The sequence below is a fragment of the Microbacterium horticulturae genome (genome assembly GCF_029094505.1).
GTDB classification, from domain to species: Bacteria; Actinomycetota; Actinomycetes; order Actinomycetales; family Microbacteriaceae; genus Microbacterium; species Microbacterium horticulturae.
This window is the reverse complement of sequence record NZ_CP119108.1, coordinates 2,352,824-2,369,464: the sequence shown is the minus strand read 5'-3', so window position 1 is coordinate 2,369,464 and position 16,641 is coordinate 2,352,824. Positions and strand designations below refer to the sequence as shown.

The window sequence follows — 16,641 nt, the reverse complement described above, 5'->3', positions numbered from 1 at the left end:
GTGTTTTCCGAGTATGTAGTTGCCGAGTATATACATACTGAGAAACCAGAGGGAAGAAGATTCTGGGTGGCGTGTCGCGGGCCGTGGATAACTCGCCGGCGGTGTCGGCCGGCGACGCGCAATGTGAAAGATCTCGCGCCACTGGGTGTGCGCGTGTGCGACCCGTGGAGCGGCTGAGGTAGACCGCGATGCCCCGATAACGTGTGGTGCATGGATGCCACTGACGCAGCGCCGGGTTCCGCACGAATGGTTCGTCCGACCTGGGTGTGGGGCGGCATCTGCCTGGCGGCCAGTGCCGTACCCGGCTTGCTGTGGCAGGCCATCGCACCGCTGGACGTCACCACCGCCGTCGCGTTCGTCGCCGATGCGCTGTGGTGCGCGTCCCTCGTGCTGTTCGCGATCGGCCGGGACAGCGTCGTCGCGCGGCGGATCGGCGGCACCATCGTGCTGTGCGCGCTGGCCGTATGGCCGCTGCTCGTGCGCGTCGTGGCGCCGATGATCCCGCTGCTGAATACCCCCGTCGACCGCGACAACGAAGACGCGAAGGCCGTCGTGGGGATCAGCCTGCAGCTGGTCCCGGTGGTACTCGCCGTCATCGCGGTCGTACTGGTGTGGCGGGCGGCGGTCATCCCGCGCGCCTACCGCTTCACGCCGCTGATTGCGCTGGTGCTGTGCGTGGTGCCTCCGCTCGGCCAATACGCCGCCGGCGGGATCCTGCTGTCGATGGACACGAGCGCCCTCTTGGCCTACAGCGCCCTCATGATCGTGAGCCGCACGGTCGCCCTCATCGGACTGGGCGTCGTCGCTATCGTCGCGGGCCTTCAGCCGCACGCCGTCGCGCCGGTTCGCGTGTACTCGTCGTCGGGGGAGTGAGCCGCACAGCCCGACGCTCTCGCACGGCGTTCGCGCATCGGCGCCGCTCGGGCGGGGCGGCCCGACGCGCCGCGCCCCGGCATCCCGCACCGTTCCAACGCCCCGTCCCGCGGCATCCACCCATCCGTCTGCCAGCACCTTCAAAGGCCGCCGGTGGATAACATGGGTGGGTGTGCCCGGTTCGATCCCGCGCACCGCTCACACCCGATAGATGGAGATCCTCCGTGGCCAATGCTTTCGAGAAACTTCTTCGCGCCGGTGAGGGCCGCATTCTGCGGCGGCTTCAGCAGGTCGTGAAGGCCGTGAACGCGCTCGAAGACGAGTACTCGGCGCTCACGGACGACGAACTGCGCGACGAAACCGCCCAATTCCGCGAGCGGTACAAGAAGGGCGAGTCGCTCGACAAGCTCATGCCCGAGGCCTTCGCCGCGGTCCGCGAGGCCGCGCGACGCACGCTCGGTCAGCGTCCGTACGACGTGCAGCTGATGGGCGGCGCGGCCCTGCACCTCGGCAACATCGCCGAGATGAAGACCGGTGAGGGCAAGACGCTGGTGGCCACCCTGCCCGCCTACCTCAACGCGATCGCCGGCGAGGGCGTGCACATCATCACGGTGAACGACTTCCTGGCGTCGTACCAGTCAGAGCTGATGGGGCGCGTGTTCCGTGCCCTGGGCATGACGACCGGCACCATCATCTCGGGGCAGACCCCCGACGTGCGCCGCGAGCAGTACAACGCCGACATCACGTACGGCACGAACAACGAGTTCGGCTTCGACTACCTGCGCGACAACATGGCGTGGCAGAAGTCCGATCTCGTGCAGCGCGGCCACTTCTACGCCATCGTCGACGAGGTCGACTCGATCCTCATCGACGAGGCCCGCACGCCGCTCATCATCTCGGGCCCGTCGTCGGGCGAGGCGAACCGCTGGTTCAACGAGTTCGCGAAGGTCGCCAAGACCCTCGAGGCCGGCGTCGACTACGAGGTCGACGAGAAGAAGCGCACCGTCGGCGTGCTCGAACCCGGCATCGAGAAGGTCGAGGACTATCTCGGCATCGAGAACCTGTACGAGTCGGCGAACACCCCGCTCATCTCGTTCCTGAACAACTCGATCAAGGCCGTTGCCCTGTTCAAGCGCGACACCGACTACGTCGTCATGAACGACGAGGTCATGATCGTCGACGAGCACACCGGCCGCATTCTCGTCGGGCGCCGGTACAACGAGGGCATCCACCAGGCCATCGAGGCCAAGGAAGGTGTGCCGGTCAAGGCCGAGAACCAGACCCTCGCAACCGTCACGCTGCAGAACTACTTCCGCCTGTACGACAAGCTGTCGGGCATGACCGGTACGGCCGAGACCGAAGCGGCCGAGTTCATGTCGACGTACAAGCTGGGCGTCGTGCCGATCCCGACGAACAAGCCGATGATCCGCAAAGACAAGTCCGACCTCGTCTACAAGAACGAGCCGGCGAAGTTCGTGCAGGTCGTCGAGGACATCGCCGAGCGTCACGAGAAGGGCCAGCCGGTCCTGGTCGGCACGATCAGCGTGGAGAAGAGCGAGTACCTCTCGCGCATGCTCGCCAAGAAGGGCGTCAAGCACGAGGTCCTCAATGCGAAGAACCACGCGCGCGAGGCCGAGATCGTCGCCCGCGCCGGGCGCCTGGGCGCCGTGACCGTCGCCACCAACATGGCAGGTCGCGGTACCGACATCATGCTCGGCGGCAACGCGGAGTTCCTCGCCGTGCAGGAGATGCGCAATCGCGGCCTCGACCCGGAAGAGACGCCGGAGGAGTACGAAGCTGCGTGGGACGAGGTCTACGAATCCGTGAAGGCGAAGGTGGATGCCGAAGCCGAAGACGTCGTGAAAGCCGGGGGCCTCTACGTCCTGGGCACGGAGCGCCACGAGTCGCGTCGCATCGACAACCAGCTGCGCGGTCGTTCGGGCCGTCAGGGAGACCCGGGCGAGAGCCGGTTCTACCTGTCGCTGACCGACGACCTGATGCGGCTTTTCCAGTCGGGCGCCGCCGAGGCGATCCTCGCGCGCACGAACTTCCCCGACGACGTGGCCATCGAGTCGAAGATGGTCACCCGTGCGATCCGCAGCGCGCAGTCGCAGGTCGAGGCACGCAACGCCGAGATCCGCAAGAACGTGCTGAAGTACGACGACGTCCTCAACCGCCAGCGCGAGGCTATCTATGCCGACCGGCGCCAGATGCTCGAGGGCGACGACATCGAAGACCGCGTGCAGCACTTCATCGAAGACACGATCAACGAGATCATCGACGACCACACTTCGGTGGGCCACACCGAGAGCTGGGACTTCGACTCGCTGTGGACCGAACTGAAGACGCTCTACCCGGTCAGCGTGACCATCGACGAGGTCGTCGCCGAGGCCGGCAACAGGGGCCGGATCACCCCCGAGGTGCTCAAGCGTGAGATCCTCTCGGATGCGAAGATCGCGTACTCCAAGCGTGAGGAGATGCTCGGTGAGCCGGCGATGCGCGAGCTCGAGCGCCGCGTCGTGCTGCAGGTGCTCGACCGCCGCTGGCGCGACCACCTGTACGAGATGGACTACCTCAAGGACGGCATCGGCCTGCGCGCCATGGCCCAGCGCGACCCGCTCGTCGAGTACCAGCGCGAGGGCTTCCAGATGTTCCAGACGATGATGGGCCAGATCAAGGAAGAGTCGATCGGCTACCTGTACAACCTCGAGGTCGAGGTGCGTCGTGAAGGCGAAGGCGAGCTCGACGTCGAGGCGAAGGGCTTGGTCGCTCCCACGCAGGACGCCCAGCGGCTCGAGTACTCGGCCTCGAACGAGGGCGGCGAGGTCGAGGTGCGCAACGACCGCGGCCAGGTGCAGCAGGCGGCGACCAGCCGTGTGCGCCAGGCGGCGGCCGCTGCGCAGGCGGCACAGGCGCCGGCGCCCGAGCAGCCCGCCGCTCGCGGGGCGTTCGGCCAGCCGACGTCGGCGCCGCAGCAGGGCGACAACGACGCGGCGCCGCAGAACCGCGCCGACCGTCGCGCTGCGCAGAAGCGCAAGTAGGCCGCGGGCCGCCGCGCGCGGCATCTGCAGGGTCGGCCCCTCGCGTGATCGCAAGGCCGGCCCCGCGCGGGCGGACCGGCCCTTCGTCCCCTTGCGGCGCTCGTCGCGGTGCTCATCGCGGAGATGCCGACCTGAGGCATCCACCCGCACTTCCCGTCCTCGCTTGCCTTTCGTTCGGTCGTCGCAGATTACCGTTTGGCGGCAGAGAAGTGGTCATCTGTGACGACTGAACCGTCGTATGCGAAGGCGGGAGAGACGCGATCGAGGAGCACGAGCGGGTGGATGCCGCAACCTGGGGTGGCGGGGGTGCCGCGTGGGCAGCGCTATCCTGAACGGATGAATCTCCGCCCTCTCGACCAGTCGAACAAGCTCAAGGACGTCCTCTACGAGATCCGCGGAGCTGCCCTGGCCGAGGCAGGACGACTCGAGGCCGACGGGCACAAGATTCTGAAGCTCAACACCGGCAACCCGGCGATCTTCGGCTTTGACGCGCCCTACCAGATCGTGCGCGACATGATCGAGGCCGTGCCGTATGCGCATGGCTACAGCGACAGCCGCGGCATCATGTCGGCGCGCCGTGCCGTGGTCTCACGGTACGAGCAGATCCCCGACTTCCCGAAGTTCGACCCCGACGACGTGTTCCTGGGCAACGGCGTGTCCGAGCTCATCACGATGACCATGCAGGCGCTGCTCGACGCGGGCGACGAAGTGCTCATCCCGTCACCCGACTACCCCCTCTGGACGGCCATGACCAGCCTGGCCGGCGGCACCCCGGTGCACTACCTGTGCGACCCGGAGGGCGACTGGCAGCCCGATCTGAAAGACATCCGCAGCAAGATCACCGAACACACCAAGGCGATCGTCGTCATCAACCCGAACAACCCGACCGGGTCGGTCTACACCCGCGAGACGCTGCAGGGGATCGTCGACATCGCCCGCGAGCACTCGCTGCTGCTGCTGGCCGATGAGATCTACGACCGCATCCTGTACGACGGCGCGCAGCACATCAACCTCGCGACGCTCGCACCTGATCTGCTGTGCCTCACCTTCAACGGCCTGTCGAAGACCTATCGGGTGGCGGGCTACCGCAGTGGCTGGGTCGTCATCACCGGCCCCACGCAGCACGCCACCGGGTTTCTCGAGGGCATCAACCTCTTGGCATCCACGCGTCTGTGCCCGAACGTGCCGGCGCAGCACGCTGTGCAGGCGGCGCTGTCGGGGGTGCAGTCCATCGACGCGCTGATCGGGCCCACCGGGCGCCTGCACGAGCAGCGCGACGTCGCCTGGGAGGGGCTCGAGGCCATCCCCGGGGTCACCTGCTACAAGCCGCACGGGGCGCTGTATGCGTTCCCGCGCCTCGATCCGAACGTCTACGAGATCCGCGACGACGAGAAGCTCATCTACGACCTGCTCGTCGCCGAACACGTGCTGGTTGTGCAGGGCACCGGCTTCAACTGGCCGACGCCCGACCATTTCCGCATCGTGACGTTGCCCGAGTCGCGGGTCCTCGCCGACGCCGTGGAGCGGATCGGCAACTTCCTCGTCTCGTACAGGCAGTAGCGCTCGTACAGGCAGTAGCGCACGGTGCTGTGCGGGCCGGCCCGCACAGCATCACAGCAGCGCGACGGACGATGCGCGCCAGCGGTGGTCCAGCCCTTCGAGGCGGATCGCCAGGGCACGCGTGCGGGCGGGGCCGCCGATGACGACGACGGCCTCGACCGCGTCGTCGGCGGGCGCCGTCATGTGCACCGAGCGGACGGCGTGCACCGGGCGCGCGGCCGACACGCCGCGTGCGCTGCGCGCCCGGGTGGCCAGCGCCGCGCGTGTGGCAAGCGATCGGAAAGCGTCTTCGGTCATCCAGCGTGCGAGCTGATTGACATCGCGGATGCCGGCGAGCACCTCGAGTACGCCCTGGGTGAGGTTGCGGAGGAGGGGCTCGGGGTCGGGCAGCTGGTCGGCGCTCGTGCGTTCGGCGGCTCCCGGATCCGGGTCGCGCACATACCGCGAGACGGATGGAACCGCTGAATACATCGCCATCGAACACAGCCTCTCGTCATCGCCGGGCGCCCGACGCGTCAGGTCAGGTCTTCCGGGCACCAGTAGAGCACACAGCGAACTCCCAGCATGATGAGAACCCTCTCACCTGTGGATAACTTTCCGGCCTGATCGCCCCGATCGCATACTCTCTCACCGTGCGGTGGGACAGGTTCTTCGAAGACCTCGAGGGTCAGCTCGACTCCGAATGGGAGGCTGAGCGGGCGGCCCTCGACTCCGAGGCCGAGCGGCTGCGCATCTCGCGGTTGGGCCTGCGCGAGCGGCTGCAGACGCTGGCCGCGGACTCCGGATCAACCGTGACGGTCGATCTCGCCGACGGTGCGGTGCTCACCGGTACGGTCACCGCCGTCGGCGCCGACTGGGCGGCGTTGCAGAGTTCTGACGGGCGGACGACCGTCGTCGCTCTCGATGCCGCGGTCGGGATCGGGATGCCGGAGGCCGAGCTGCTGCGCAGCGCCCGCGCCGACGCGCCCGGCCCTCGGCGCCTCGCGGAGCGCATGACGCTGGGCTTCGTGCTGCGCAATCTCGCGCGTCGCCGCGTGCCGGTCACGCTGCATCTGCGCGTGGGCCGGAGCCTCGTCGGCACGATCGACCGCGCTCTGGCCGATCACCTCGACGTCGCGCTGCACGACGTGGATGCGCCGCGTCGGAGCGGAAGCATCCAGGGCGTGCGCATGGTGCCGCTGTCGGCGTTGGCGTGGGTGCGCATCGAGGCACGCGACGTCGGCGTCTGAGCGATACCGGCCGACGTGCCGGCTCAGTCGGGGCGGCGCACTTCGCCCGTGCCCCACAGCTCGGGAAAGCTCGCCGCGTTCGACTGGCGCCACAGCGCCATCCGCCGCGTCTGCTCGGTCTGTTCGTCGAGGTAGGCGGCGACACTGTCTTCGGCGATCCGCCAGCGCGCGGGGGTGCCCACACGCACGCCGCGCAGCTGCCCTTCGATGGCGAGGGCGACGACCTCGTCGACGGACAGGCCGAGGACCTCCGCGACCTCGGCAGGAGTCACGAAGCGCTCCGGGGCAGGGGGCGTGTCGGGCATGCACTCATTATCGCGGGGAACGGAGCGCGTGCACCTTCCGGATTCCGCCTGTGGATAACTTTCGACGCTCTTCTCCCGACTGCGGCACGATGAAGACATGACAGCTGTGGAAGACCGTGTCGCCGCGCCGCCGATCCCCACCCCGGTGCGGCCCCGCCGGCGCGGATTCTGGACCGACATCCGGTTCTTCCTCGGTGTGGGACTCATCGTCGCCTCCATCGCCGGTGTGTGGGCCGTGGTGGCCCTGTCGCGGCAGACGGCTCCCGTCTATGCCGCCGCGCACACGATCGTGCCGGGAGATGCGATGACCACCGCCGACTTCACCGTCGTCGACGTGTCGCTGGGGCGATCCGGCGACGCCTATCTGGCACCCGGAGCAACCCTCGACGGCCTGGTGGCCACGCGCACGATCGGCGCCGGCGAGCTGGTCCCCATCGCCGCGGCCGCGCCGGCTGCGCAGTCGGAGACGACGACCGTCGTCGTGCACAGCAGCGTGACGGTGCCCAGCGGTGTGGTCGCCGGCACGGCGGTCGACCTGTGGGCGGCGATGCCCACCGAGGACGGCGGGTACGCGACCCCGAGCGTGCTCGTCGCCGCAGCCACGGTCGTGTCGGTGACGCACGACGACTCGATGATCGGCGGCGGTGCCGACGCGGTCGAGCTCGTGATCCCGCGTGCAGACGTCGCGGCCGCGCTCGCCGCGATCGCCGCCGATGCCGAGCTGTCGGTCGTGCCGGCGGGAGGGCGCTGATGCCGACCGTCGTCGTCGCAGCATCCCACGCCGCGCAGCTGGCCGACGACCTCATCCGCGCCGGGGTGACCGTGCGCGCGACCGTTGCGCCCGAACAGCTCGCCGCCGGTGCCGCCGCCGGTTTGCTGACCGGAGTCGATGCGCTCGTGCTCGAGGCCACCGCGCGCGCGCTCACCCCCGAGCTCGTGCAGGCGTGCGATCGTGCAGGCGCCCGGATCGTGCCGCTGTGCGCGGGTGATGATGCCCGCCGCGCCGCGGCGTTCGGGCTGGGTCCGGTGCTGCCCGCCGACGCTGACGCGTGGACCATCGCCGAGATCTTGGCAGCCCCGGCCGCGGCTCCGGCGCCGGTCGCACCTGCCACGGCGGGACAGATCATCACGGTCTGGGGCCCGCACGGCGCGCCCGGTCGCTCGACCTTGGCGATCGAGATCGCCTCCGAGCTCAGCCGCGGCGGGCGTCGGGTCGGACTCCTCGACGCCGACAGCCACGCGCCGTCGCTGGCGCTCCTGCTGGGGCTCGCCGATGAGGGCCCCGGGTTCGCGGCCGCCTGCCGGCAGGCCGAGCGCGGCGTGCTCGACGCCGCCGAGCTCGATCGCATAAGTACCCCCGTCCCTGTCCGCGACGGCACGGTGGCGGTGCTGCCGGGCATCAACCGGCCGGGGCGCTGGCCCGAGCTCGGCGAGCGACGGGTGAGCGCCGCGCTGGGGGCGTGTCGAGACTGGGCCGAGTACACGGTGGTGGATGCCGCGGCCGCCCTGGAGAGCGACGAAGAGATCGTCAGCGACCTGACCGACGGACCGCGTCGCAACGCCGCCGCCCTCGCGGCGCTGCGTGCCGCCGATCGGATCGTCGCCGTGCTCTCGGCCGACCCGGTGGGCGTCGCACGGTTCCTCCGCGGCTACGGCGAGCTGCGTGCGGTCGTCGGCGCCACACCCATCGCGGTGATCGCGAACAAGGTGCGACCTGGGGCGCTCGGCATCGATGCGCGCGGGCAGATCCGGCGCACGCTCGAGCGATTCGCCGGCATCCGCGATGTCTGGTTCGTGCCGCTCGACGTGCGTGGGGTGGATGCCGCGCTGCTGGCCGCACGGCCGATGGCCGACATCGCACCCAAGAGCGCATTGCCGCTGGCCGTGCGCCGATTCGCGGCCGACGCCATTGCACCGCCGCTGGTGTTCACCCGCGCCGAGCAGCGGAAGATGCGGACACGGCCGCGGGTGCGCGTCGCGCAGGGGGTTACGGCACCGTAGGCTGATTCCGTGTCGACGCTCACTGATCTCGTCTACGCCCAGGGCCTGTCCAATGAGGCCGACGTGGAATGGCTGCACCGCCTCGCCGGTGACGGACAGCTGCTGGCCGACCTTGCCTCTGCTGACATCGTCATGTGGGTGCCGACGGCCGACACGCAGTTCACCGCCGTCGCGCACACCCGGCCCGGGGGAGCGGCGACGCTCTTCTACCGCGACATCGTCGGCGAGCGGGTGCGCCCGCAGTGGCGCGCCCAGGTGAAGTCGGCATTCACAAGCGGGCAGATCGTCGACTCGGCCTCGCCCGACTGGTTCGAAGAGACGCCGACGCGCGTGCGCGCGGTGCCGATCGTGCGCGAGCCGCCGCGCCCGGGGGAGCAGCCCAAGGTCATCGGTGTTCTCACCCGCCACACGAACCTGAGCGAGGCGCGCACGCCGTCGCGGCAGCAGATCACCTTCAACGAGTGCGCCGACGACCTGTTCGGCATGATCGCGTGCGGCGATTTCCCCGATCTGTCCGCGCCGACCGGTCCCCGCCGCGGCGCTCCGCGCGCTGCGGACGGCCTGATCCGGCTCGATGTCGACGGCATGGCCACCTTCGCGAGCCCCAACGCCCTCTCGGCGTTCAACCGGCTCGGATTCGACGACGAGCTCGAGGGCGAGTCGCTCGTGAAGGTCGTCACCGACATCCTGCCCGAGAAGAGACAGTTCGACGAGTCGCTGCCGCTCGTGCTCACCGGCCGGGCTCCGTGGCGCGCCGACGTCGACGCCCGGGGTGTGACGATCTCCCTGCGCACCATCCCGCTGCGCGATCACGGCACCCGTATCGGCGCCGTCGTCTTGTGTCGCGACGTCACCGAGATGCGTCATCAGGAGCAAGAGCTCATCACCAAGGACGCCACGATCCGCGAGATCCACCACCGGGTGAAGAACAACCTGCAGACGGTGGCGTCGCTGCTGCGCATCCAGGCGCGTCGCACGCACTCAGACGAGGCGCGCGATGCCCTGACACAGGCCATGCGCCGCGTATCGGCGATTGCGGTCGTCCATGACACGCTCGCCCAAGGGCTGGCGCAGGCCGTCGATTTCGACGACGTCTTCCAGCGCGTGCTCAAGCTCGTCGCCGAGGTGGCGGCCGGTGCGGGCACGCAGGCCAAGACGCACACGACGGGGCGCTTCGGGACCTTGCCCAGCGAGTACGCGACGCCGCTGGCGCTCGCGTTGACCGAACTGGTCACCAACGCCGTCGAGCATGGGCTGGCCGGCAAGGAGGGTGACGTCGAGATCAGCGCCGAGCGCACCGACGAGAAGCTCGAGGTGCGGGTGCGCGACACAGGCGTGGGACTGCCCGAGGGGCAGGTCGGTCAGGGCCTGGGCACCCAGATCGTGCGCACGCTCATCCAGGGTGAGCTCAGCGGATCGATCGACTGGCACACGCTGAATGGCGAGGGTACCGAGGTCACGATCGACATTCCGCTGCGCTATCTCGAGCGCGACGTCGTCTGACGCGCCTCGACGGCAGGGACCGACCCGCGCGCGGCGCGCGTGTCAGGAGGCGCGGCGGGCGCGGGCGGCGCGGCGCTTCAGGGCGCGACGCTCGTCCTCAGACAGACCGCCCCAGACGCCGGAGTCCTGACCGGTCTCCAGCGCGTACTGCAGGCAGATCTCGGTGACCGTGCACCGGGCGCACACCGCCTTGGCCTTTTCGATCTGCTCGACGGCAGGACCGGTGTTGCCGACCGGAAAGAAGAGTTCCGGGTCGACTGTGAGGCAAGCGGCTTTGTCGCGCCAATCCATGGGGGTGCTCCTTGAGTGAGACGTCACGTGGTGTCGTGTCGGGTTCGGTCCCAGGTCGGATTCGGGTTCCGGTAACCTGGACGTTGCGCGAGCGGAATGCTCGCCCCACCGCGCTGTGGGAGCACACAACATGTTCCATGGTTCCACAGCGGTGCGGTCTAATCAAGGGTTTTCTCTGGTGAAAACCGTGCCGTGTGCTGTCAGTCGCCCGAGAGGCATGGAGGGTGCTGACAAACGCTACACACTGTCTCGAAAGGGCGATGAACGATGCAGACAAACCCCGCGGCGCGCGTGGCTGCGATCGTCCTCGGGCTGCAGGCTCTCGGCATCCTGGCCCTCGCTGTCTGGCAGATCATCGCGCTCGGTGAGGGTGACTCGGTCTCGATCGCCAGCGGCATCGCCCTGCTTGTGCTGACACTCGTCGGGGCGGTCGCGGTGGGCGCCTTCGCGGTCGGCGTCGCGCGCGGCATCTCGTGGGGCCGCTCCGGCGGGATTGTCACGCAGCTGCTCATCCTCGCCGTCGCGCTCGGAGCGGCGACCGGAGGATATGCCCATCCGCTGATCGGACTGGCCATCGCCGTGGTCGGCGTCGTGGGCCTCGTACCGTTGATCCTCGACGTGCGCCGCGCGGGCGCCGAGCGGCGTGCCGACGATGCGTCGAACGACGGTGGGCGCCGCTAGCCGAGCTGTACGACCTGGGTGATGCCGGAGGAGGAAGCGGCCATGAGGCCCAGACCGATCGCCAGGGCGAGTGCTCCTCCGATGATCGCGAAGGTAGCGAACAGCTTCCGATTGATGCCGTGCGACACGAACGCGAGGATGGCGTTCACCAGCACGGCGACCACGCCGACGGGCAGGAACGCCATTGTCAGTCCCACGGTGAGGGCGCCTTGAACGACGATCACTACTCTGGTCGCGAGTGTAGCCGGAGTAACCCTGACCTCGGACCGGCCGCCACCCGCGGCTGTCGTGTTCGTCATGCGCCCAACGTACAGCGACCGCCGGGGGCCGCGCTAGTCGATCCCCAGCGTCTTGCGCAGGCGCGCCACGTGCCCGGTGGCCTTGACGTTGTACTGCGCGTGCGTGACGACGCCCTGCTCGTCGATCACGAACGTCGAGCGCAGCACGCCTTCGATCTTCTTGCCGTAGTTCATCTTCTCGCCCCAGGCGCCGTAGGCGTCGTGCACGGCGTGGTCGGGGTCGCTCAGCAGCGTGAACGTCAGCCCGTCGCGCTCGCGGAACTCGCGCAGCTTCGCCGGGGTGTCGCGCGAGACGCCGAGCACGGTGTAGCCGGCGCCGGCGAGTGAGGCGATGCTGTCGCGGAAATCACAGGCCTCAGTGGTGCACCCGGGTGTCATCGCGGCGGGGTAGAAGTACAAGACGACCTTCTGCCCGCGCTTCTCGTGCAGGCTGAGGCTGTTTCCGTCCTGATCGGTGAGCGTGAAATCGGGCGCGGTGTCTCCAGCATGCAGAACGGTCATGACTCCAGCCTACGATGCGGGATGCCGCGACTCACCGCCCGTGCGCGGCATCGGTGAACGTCGTCAGCAGTCGCTGCAACGAGTCCAGGCGGCCCGCGGCCCCGGCGCCCAGTCGGCCGTCTGCGACGGCCTCGGGGATTGCGCAGTCGGGTGCGTCGGGCAGGTGCGTGCAGCCGCGCGGACAGTCCTTCGCCACCTCGGCGAGGTCGGTGAACGCGTCGAGGATGTGCGCGGGGTCCACGTGCCCGAGACCGAACGAGCGCACCCCGGGTGTGTCGATGACCCAGCCGGCGCCGTCGGGCCCGCGATAACGCAACGAGACCGTCGAGCTCGACGTGTGCCGGCCCCGTCCCGTGACCTCGTTCACGTGCCCGGTCGCGCGCTGCGCGTCGGGCACCAGGGCGTTCACCAGGGTCGACTTGCCGACGCCCGAGTGCCCGACGAACACGGTGGAGTGTCCGACGAGCGCGGCGCCGATCTCGTCGACGGGCATGTCGCCGCGCGCGCTCGTGAACACCCGCAGGTCGATGCCGTCGAAGTGCTGCAGGAACGCCGTCGGGTCCGCCAGGTCGGTCTTCGTCACGACGAGGAGGGGTTGGATGCCGGCATCCAGCGCCGCGACGAGGTAGCGGTCGACGAGCCTCTCCCTCGGCTCGGGGTCGGCCGCGGCCACGACGATGAGCATCTGGTCGGCGTTGGCCACGACCACTCGCTCGACCTGATCGGTGTCGTCGGCGCTGCGGCGCAGGAGGGTCGTGCGTTCGGTGATGCCGACGATCCGGGCGAGCGAGCCCTCGATGCCGGACGTGTCGCCCACGATGCGCGCGATGTCGCCGGTGACGATCGGCTGCCGGCGCAGTTCGCGGGCACGCGTGGCCGTCACTTCGTGCTCGTCGGGGCCGTCCTCTTCCGCAAGCACGGTGTAGCGTCCGCGGTCGACTCCCAGAACCCGGGCGAGCACGGCGTCCTCGTGGGCGGGTCGCCGCTTGGTGCGGGGACGATTGGCCTTGGGGTTCGGGCGGACGCGCACATCCGACTCGTCGAACTCCGGTTCGTCGTCGTCGGTGTCGTCGAGCCAGCTCATGGCGCGGACGCGGCTAGGCCGCGGCATCCCCCGACTCGACGCCCAGCATGCGGGCCCACAGCTGCGGGAATTCGGGCATGGTCTTCGCTGTGGTGCCGATGTCGTCGACGTCGACACCGTCCACGACCAGGCCGATGAGGGCCCCGGTGGTGGCGATGCGGTGGTCGTGGAACGCGCGCCACACCCCGCCGTGGAGGCGGCGGGGGAGGATGCGTATGCCGTCGTCGAGCTCTTCGGCCTCGCCGCCCAGGGCACGCAGGTTCTCGATGAGCGCGGAGATGCGGTTCGTCTCGTGGCCGCGGATGTGGCCGATCCCGTGGATCGTGGACGGCGTCTCGGCCAGGGCGGCCAGACCCACGATCGTGGGGGTGAGCTCACCGGCGGCCGACAGGTCGAGATCGACGCCGGCGATGGTGTCGCCGCCGGTCACGTGCAGCGCGCCGCCCCGGCGCTGCGTCCGCGCGCCCATGACGGTGAGGATGTCAGGCAGGAGCGCGCCCGGCTGTGTGGAGTGGACGGGCCAGCCGGTGACCGACACCCGGCCGCCGGCGACCATCGCGGCGGCCAGGAACGGCGCGGCGTTGGACAGGTCGGGCTCGACGTGCACGTCCTTGCCGCGGATGGGGCCGGCCGGGACCACCCACTCGGTACCGCTGGGGCGCTCGACGTTCACGCCGCGATGGGCGAGGGCCTCGATGGTCATGTCGATGTGCGGCATGCTCGGCAGCCGCTCGCCCTCGTGGATGAGGCGCAGGCCGATGTCGAACCGGGGCGCGGCCAGCAGCAGCCCGGTGACGAACTGGCTGGTGGCGCTCGCGTCGATCGTCACCTCACCGCCGCGGATGTGCCCATGGCCGCGCACCGTGAACGGCAGGGCCCAGCGGCCCTCGTCGTCGACATCGACGCCCAGGTCACGGAGGGCCTTGATCATCGCGCCCATCGGTCGATGCAGCGCGCTCTCGTGGGCGGTGAGCGTGATGTCGCCCTCGACCAGGCCTGCGACCGGCGCGAGGAAGCGCATGACGGTGCCCGCCTGCCCGCAGTCGATCTCGCCGGACGCGCCGGAAGCCACCAGGGGGGTGATGTGCAGATCGTCGCCGAACTCGCCGTCGCCGGGGACCGGCTCGACCCCGACGCCCAGGACCCGGAGCGCCTCGATCATGCGATCGGAGTCGTCGGAGTGCAGCGGCTCGCGCAGGGTGCTGGGGCCGTCGGCCAGCGCCGCGAGCACGAGCTCGCGGTTGGTCAGCGACTTGGAGCCGGGCACGGTCACCACGGCCTCGAGGGGGCCGCCGGCCGCCGGAGCGTGCCAGAAGCCGGTCGAAGAGGTCGTGCCGGACGTGCGTGGTCCGGTGGAAGGGGAATACCGGTGATCGCTCATCGCGTTCTACCCTAACGAACCCAGGAATGGAGCCGGATGATCGCCACTCTGGAACGTCATGCCGCGTCGCAGACGCCGCACGTAGACTTGCGGACGATGGATGAGTCGCAGACCGCGGTCGACGCGCGCACGCAGTTCGAAGAGCAGGCCCTGCCGTACATGGATCAGCTGTACGCGGCTGCGATGCGCATGACGCGCAATCCCGCGGATGCGGCCGATCTCGTGCAGGAGACGTTCGTGAAGGCGTTCGGCTCGTGGAAGACGTTCACGCAGGGCACCAACCTGAAGGCGTGGCTCTACCGCATCCTCACGAACACCTACATCAACACGTATCGCAAGAAGCAGCGCGAGCCCTACCAGAGCCCCATCGACGATCTGCAGGACTGGCAGCTGGGCGGCGCGCAGTCGACGACGTCGACCACAGCCCGGTCGGCCGAGGCCGAAGCGATCGACCGGATGCCGGCATCCGTCGTCAAAGAGGCGCTGCAGTCGATCCCCGAAGACTTCCGCATGGCGGTCTACCTCGCGGACGTCGAGGGCTTCGCCTATCAGGAGATCGCCGACATCATGAAGACCCCGATCGGCACGGTCATGAGCCGCCTGCACCGTGGCAGGCGCTTGCTGCGTGACTTGTTGTCCGATTACGCCGCCGAGCGCGGCATCACCGCATCAGGGAGTGAGAAATGAGTGACTGCGGCTGCGAGAAGGCCCGCAAAGACCTCGAGGAGTACCTTCGCCACGAAGTGTGCAAGACCGAGGAGGCCGACATCCGCGCGCATCTGGAAGAGTGCCCGGGATGCCGCGACGAGGCGCTCGTCTCACGCACGCTGACCGAGGTGCTGGCCCGCTCGTGCAAGGAGGCAGCGCCCGAGCAGCTGCGCGAGATCGTGCTGGCACGACTGCGCGCGGAGCACACCGTCGCGCAGTGACCACGGTCACGGTGTGAACACGCGCAGCGCCGCGGGAACGGCATCCACGCGCACCGGCAAGACGCCCACGGGGTCGCCGTCGGCATAGCCGGTGGCCTCGGGCGCGTCGATCCGCACACTGCGCGCGCGGTACGTCGAGACGATCGGCAGCGCGGTGTGCGTCGCCGTGTAGATCGTCGGCAGCACCCGCAGCAGAGGCAGCCGACCCGTGGCATCCACCGTCGTCACATCCAGCAGCCCGTCGGCCAGATCCGCGTCCGGGCACATGCGCAAGCCGCCTCCGTAGCTCGGTCCGTTGCCGATGGCCGCGAGCACGAGGTCCTTCTCCAGACGGGTCGTCGTGCCGTCTTCACGCTCGATGTCGAGCGTGAACGGCAGGGAGTGCAGCTCGAGGAACTCGATCAACAGCGCGATCGTGTAGCGCGACCCGCCGCGCGGCCACCGCATGCGGTTCGCGCGGTCGTTGACCCGCGCGTCGAAGCCGCTGGCCAGCACCGTGCCGAAGAGCATGGTGGACCCGTCGGCGCGGGTCAGACGCGCCAGGTCGACTTCGCGGGTGCGCCCCGCCGCGACGGCGTCGGCCGCGGCATCCACTCCCATCTCGTGCAGTCCGAGGGCGAAGGCGAAATCGTTGCCGGTGCCCACCGGCACGATCCCGAAGGGGATGCCGGTGCCGGCCAGCTCCTGCAGGGCGACGTTCACCGTGCCGTCGCCGCCGGCCACGAGCACGCCGTCGGCGCCCGCGTCGATCGACATGCGCAGCAGCTGCGCCGACTCGGCCGCGGAGCCGCCGGAGATGAGCGTTGTCGACACGCCCTTGCCGCGCAGGCGCTCGGCCGCACGCCCGGCGGCGGCCAGCGACGCCCCGCTGCGGGCGGCCGGGTTGACGAGCAGCGCGATGCTCACGGCGCTCCTCTCGTGGTCGCTGCCGCCCTCGAAAACGCTGAGAGTGCACCTGGCGGA

18 protein-coding genes are annotated in these 16,641 nt (G+C 69.4%); 10 read left to right on the top strand and 8 right to left on the bottom strand.

The annotated features are described in order from the left end of the window. The first annotated feature begins 210 nt into the window (after positions 1-210). The 3 genes from PU630_RS11440 (at position 211) to PU630_RS11430 (ending at position 5,474) form a co-directional block, all read left to right on the top strand. Positions 211-873, top strand: a complete 663-nt coding sequence (locus tag PU630_RS11440; protein ID WP_275277192.1) for a hypothetical protein — start codon at positions 211-213, stop codon at positions 871-873. Positions 874-1,097: 224 nt separating this feature from the next. Beyond that, positions 1,098-3,914 carry a preprotein translocase subunit SecA gene (gene secA / locus PU630_RS11435; protein WP_275277191.1) on the top strand — a complete coding sequence of 939 codons (2,817 nt, stop codon included), beginning with the start codon at positions 1,098-1,100 and terminating at the stop codon, positions 3,912-3,914. 336 nt (positions 3,915-4,250) lie between these two features. Continuing rightward, entirely contained in the window at positions 4,251-5,474 is a 1,224-nt protein-coding gene (locus PU630_RS11430; RefSeq protein WP_275277190.1) for a pyridoxal phosphate-dependent aminotransferase, read from the top strand. Positions 5,475-5,525: 51 nt separating this feature from the next. On the opposite strand, the gene PU630_RS11425 is transcribed toward PU630_RS11430, so the two are convergent. Then, on the bottom strand, positions 5,526-5,951 hold the full coding sequence (locus tag PU630_RS11425; RefSeq protein ID WP_343075842.1) for an Rv3235 family protein: 426 nt from the start codon (positions 5,949-5,951) through the stop codon (positions 5,526-5,528). 155 nt (positions 5,952-6,106) lie between these two features. Between PU630_RS11425 and PU630_RS11420 the strand changes: the two genes are divergently transcribed. Continuing rightward, positions 6,107-6,703: a hypothetical protein gene (locus PU630_RS11420; protein ID WP_275277189.1), complete on the top strand. Its 597-nt coding sequence runs from the start codon at positions 6,107-6,109 to the stop codon at positions 6,701-6,703. Between the two features lie 23 nt (positions 6,704-6,726). Here PU630_RS11420 and PU630_RS11415 read toward each other — a convergent pair whose 3' ends face one another. Beyond that, complete coding sequence (locus tag PU630_RS11415) at positions 6,727-7,008, bottom strand: helix-turn-helix domain-containing protein (RefSeq protein ID WP_275277188.1); 282 nt, start codon at positions 7,006-7,008, stop codon at positions 6,727-6,729. 97 nt (positions 7,009-7,105) lie between these two features. Between PU630_RS11415 and PU630_RS11410 the strand changes: the two genes are divergently transcribed. Genes PU630_RS11410 through PU630_RS11400 form a run of 3 tightly spaced genes read left to right on the top strand, consistent with a single transcriptional unit; the run spans position 7,106 to position 10,512 of the window. Continuing rightward, complete coding sequence (locus PU630_RS11410; protein ID WP_275277187.1) at positions 7,106-7,759, top strand: SAF domain-containing protein; 654 nt, start codon at positions 7,106-7,108, stop codon at positions 7,757-7,759. After that, complete coding sequence (locus PU630_RS11405) at positions 7,759-9,009, top strand: CpaE/TadZ family protein (protein ID WP_275277186.1); 1,251 nt, start codon at positions 7,759-7,761, stop codon at positions 9,007-9,009. Before PU630_RS11410 ends, PU630_RS11405 begins: the two co-directional genes overlap by 1 nt. 9 nt (positions 9,010-9,018) lie before the next feature. Next, positions 9,019-10,512 (top strand): sensor histidine kinase, encoded by a 1,494-nt coding sequence (locus tag PU630_RS11400; RefSeq protein WP_275277185.1) that lies wholly within the window; start codon positions 9,019-9,021, stop codon positions 10,510-10,512. 42 nt (positions 10,513-10,554) lie between these two features. Here PU630_RS11400 and PU630_RS11395 read toward each other — a convergent pair whose 3' ends face one another. Then, positions 10,555-10,803: a WhiB family transcriptional regulator gene (locus tag PU630_RS11395; RefSeq protein ID WP_029146319.1), complete on the bottom strand. Its 249-nt coding sequence runs from the start codon at positions 10,801-10,803 to the stop codon at positions 10,555-10,557. Between the two features lie 267 nt (positions 10,804-11,070). On the opposite strand from PU630_RS11395, the gene PU630_RS11390 reads away from it, so the two are divergent. After that, a complete protein-coding gene (locus PU630_RS11390; RefSeq protein ID WP_275277184.1) occupies positions 11,071-11,484 on the top strand; it encodes a histidine kinase in 414 nt (137 codons plus the stop codon). On the opposite strand, the gene PU630_RS11385 is transcribed toward PU630_RS11390, so the two are convergent. The 4 genes from PU630_RS11385 to aroA all read right to left on the bottom strand — a co-directional run bounded on the left by PU630_RS11385 (position 11,481) and on the right by aroA (position 14,749). Beyond that, on the bottom strand, positions 11,481-11,708 hold the full coding sequence (locus PU630_RS11385; protein ID WP_275277183.1) for a hypothetical protein: 228 nt from the start codon (positions 11,706-11,708) through the stop codon (positions 11,481-11,483). The two genes, PU630_RS11390 and PU630_RS11385, sit on opposite strands and share 4 nt — an antisense overlap. 108 nt (positions 11,709-11,816) lie before the next feature. Continuing rightward, on the bottom strand, positions 11,817-12,284 hold the full coding sequence (gene bcp / locus PU630_RS11380) for a thioredoxin-dependent thiol peroxidase (RefSeq protein WP_275277182.1): 468 nt from the start codon (positions 12,282-12,284) through the stop codon (positions 11,817-11,819). 31 nt (positions 12,285-12,315) lie between these two features. Then, positions 12,316-13,368 (bottom strand): ribosome small subunit-dependent GTPase A, encoded by a 1,053-nt coding sequence (gene rsgA / locus PU630_RS11375; RefSeq protein ID WP_275277181.1) that lies wholly within the window; start codon positions 13,366-13,368, stop codon positions 12,316-12,318. A 13-nt stretch (positions 13,369-13,381) separates the two neighbouring features. Beyond that, complete coding sequence (gene aroA / locus PU630_RS11370; protein ID WP_275277180.1) at positions 13,382-14,749, bottom strand: 3-phosphoshikimate 1-carboxyvinyltransferase; 1,368 nt, start codon at positions 14,747-14,749, stop codon at positions 13,382-13,384. 96 nt (positions 14,750-14,845) lie between these two features. On the opposite strand from aroA, the gene PU630_RS11365 reads away from it, so the two are divergent. Then, entirely contained in the window at positions 14,846-15,436 is a 591-nt protein-coding gene (locus tag PU630_RS11365; protein ID WP_275277179.1) for a sigma-70 family RNA polymerase sigma factor, read from the top strand. Further along, entirely contained in the window at positions 15,433-15,678 is a 246-nt protein-coding gene (locus tag PU630_RS11360; protein ID WP_275277178.1) for a zf-HC2 domain-containing protein, read from the top strand. The genes PU630_RS11365 and PU630_RS11360 overlap by 4 nt, the downstream gene beginning before the upstream one ends. 6 nt (positions 15,679-15,684) lie before the next feature. Here PU630_RS11360 and PU630_RS11355 read toward each other — a convergent pair whose 3' ends face one another. Further along, on the bottom strand, positions 15,685-16,584 hold the full coding sequence (locus PU630_RS11355) for a diacylglycerol kinase (protein ID WP_275277177.1): 900 nt from the start codon (positions 16,582-16,584) through the stop codon (positions 15,685-15,687). Between the last annotated feature and the right edge of the window lie 57 nt (positions 16,585-16,641).

Coding starts and splice junctions, on each gene's coding strand:
- PU630_RS11365 (WP_275277179.1), top strand. CDS start 14,846: ATGGATGAGTCGCAGACCGCGGTCGACGCGCGCACGCAGTTCGAAGAG.
- rsgA (WP_275277181.1), bottom strand. CDS start 13,368: ATGAGCTGGCTCGACGACACCGACGACGACGAACCGGAGTTCGACGAG.
- PU630_RS11395 (WP_029146319.1), bottom strand. CDS start 10,803: ATGGATTGGCGCGACAAAGCCGCTTGCCTCACAGTCGACCCGGAACTC.
- PU630_RS11360 (WP_275277178.1), top strand. CDS start 15,433: ATGAGTGACTGCGGCTGCGAGAAGGCCCGCAAAGACCTCGAGGAGTAC.
- PU630_RS11430 (WP_275277190.1), top strand. CDS start 4,251: ATGAATCTCCGCCCTCTCGACCAGTCGAACAAGCTCAAGGACGTCCTC.
- bcp (WP_275277182.1), bottom strand. CDS start 12,284: ATGACCGTTCTGCATGCTGGAGACACCGCGCCCGATTTCACGCTCACC.
- PU630_RS11415 (WP_275277188.1), bottom strand. CDS start 7,008: ATGCCCGACACGCCCCCTGCCCCGGAGCGCTTCGTGACTCCTGCCGAG.
- PU630_RS11405 (WP_275277186.1), top strand. CDS start 7,759: ATGCCGACCGTCGTCGTCGCAGCATCCCACGCCGCGCAGCTGGCCGAC.
- PU630_RS11425 (WP_343075842.1), bottom strand. CDS start 5,951: ATGGCGATGTATTCAGCGGTTCCATCCGTCTCGCGGTATGTGCGCGAC.
- PU630_RS11440 (WP_275277192.1), top strand. CDS start 211: ATGGATGCCACTGACGCAGCGCCGGGTTCCGCACGAATGGTTCGTCCG.
- aroA (WP_275277180.1), bottom strand. CDS start 14,749: ATGAGCGATCACCGGTATTCCCCTTCCACCGGACCACGCACGTCCGGC.
- PU630_RS11410 (WP_275277187.1), top strand. CDS start 7,106: ATGACAGCTGTGGAAGACCGTGTCGCCGCGCCGCCGATCCCCACCCCG.
- PU630_RS11390 (WP_275277184.1), top strand. CDS start 11,071: ATGCAGACAAACCCCGCGGCGCGCGTGGCTGCGATCGTCCTCGGGCTG.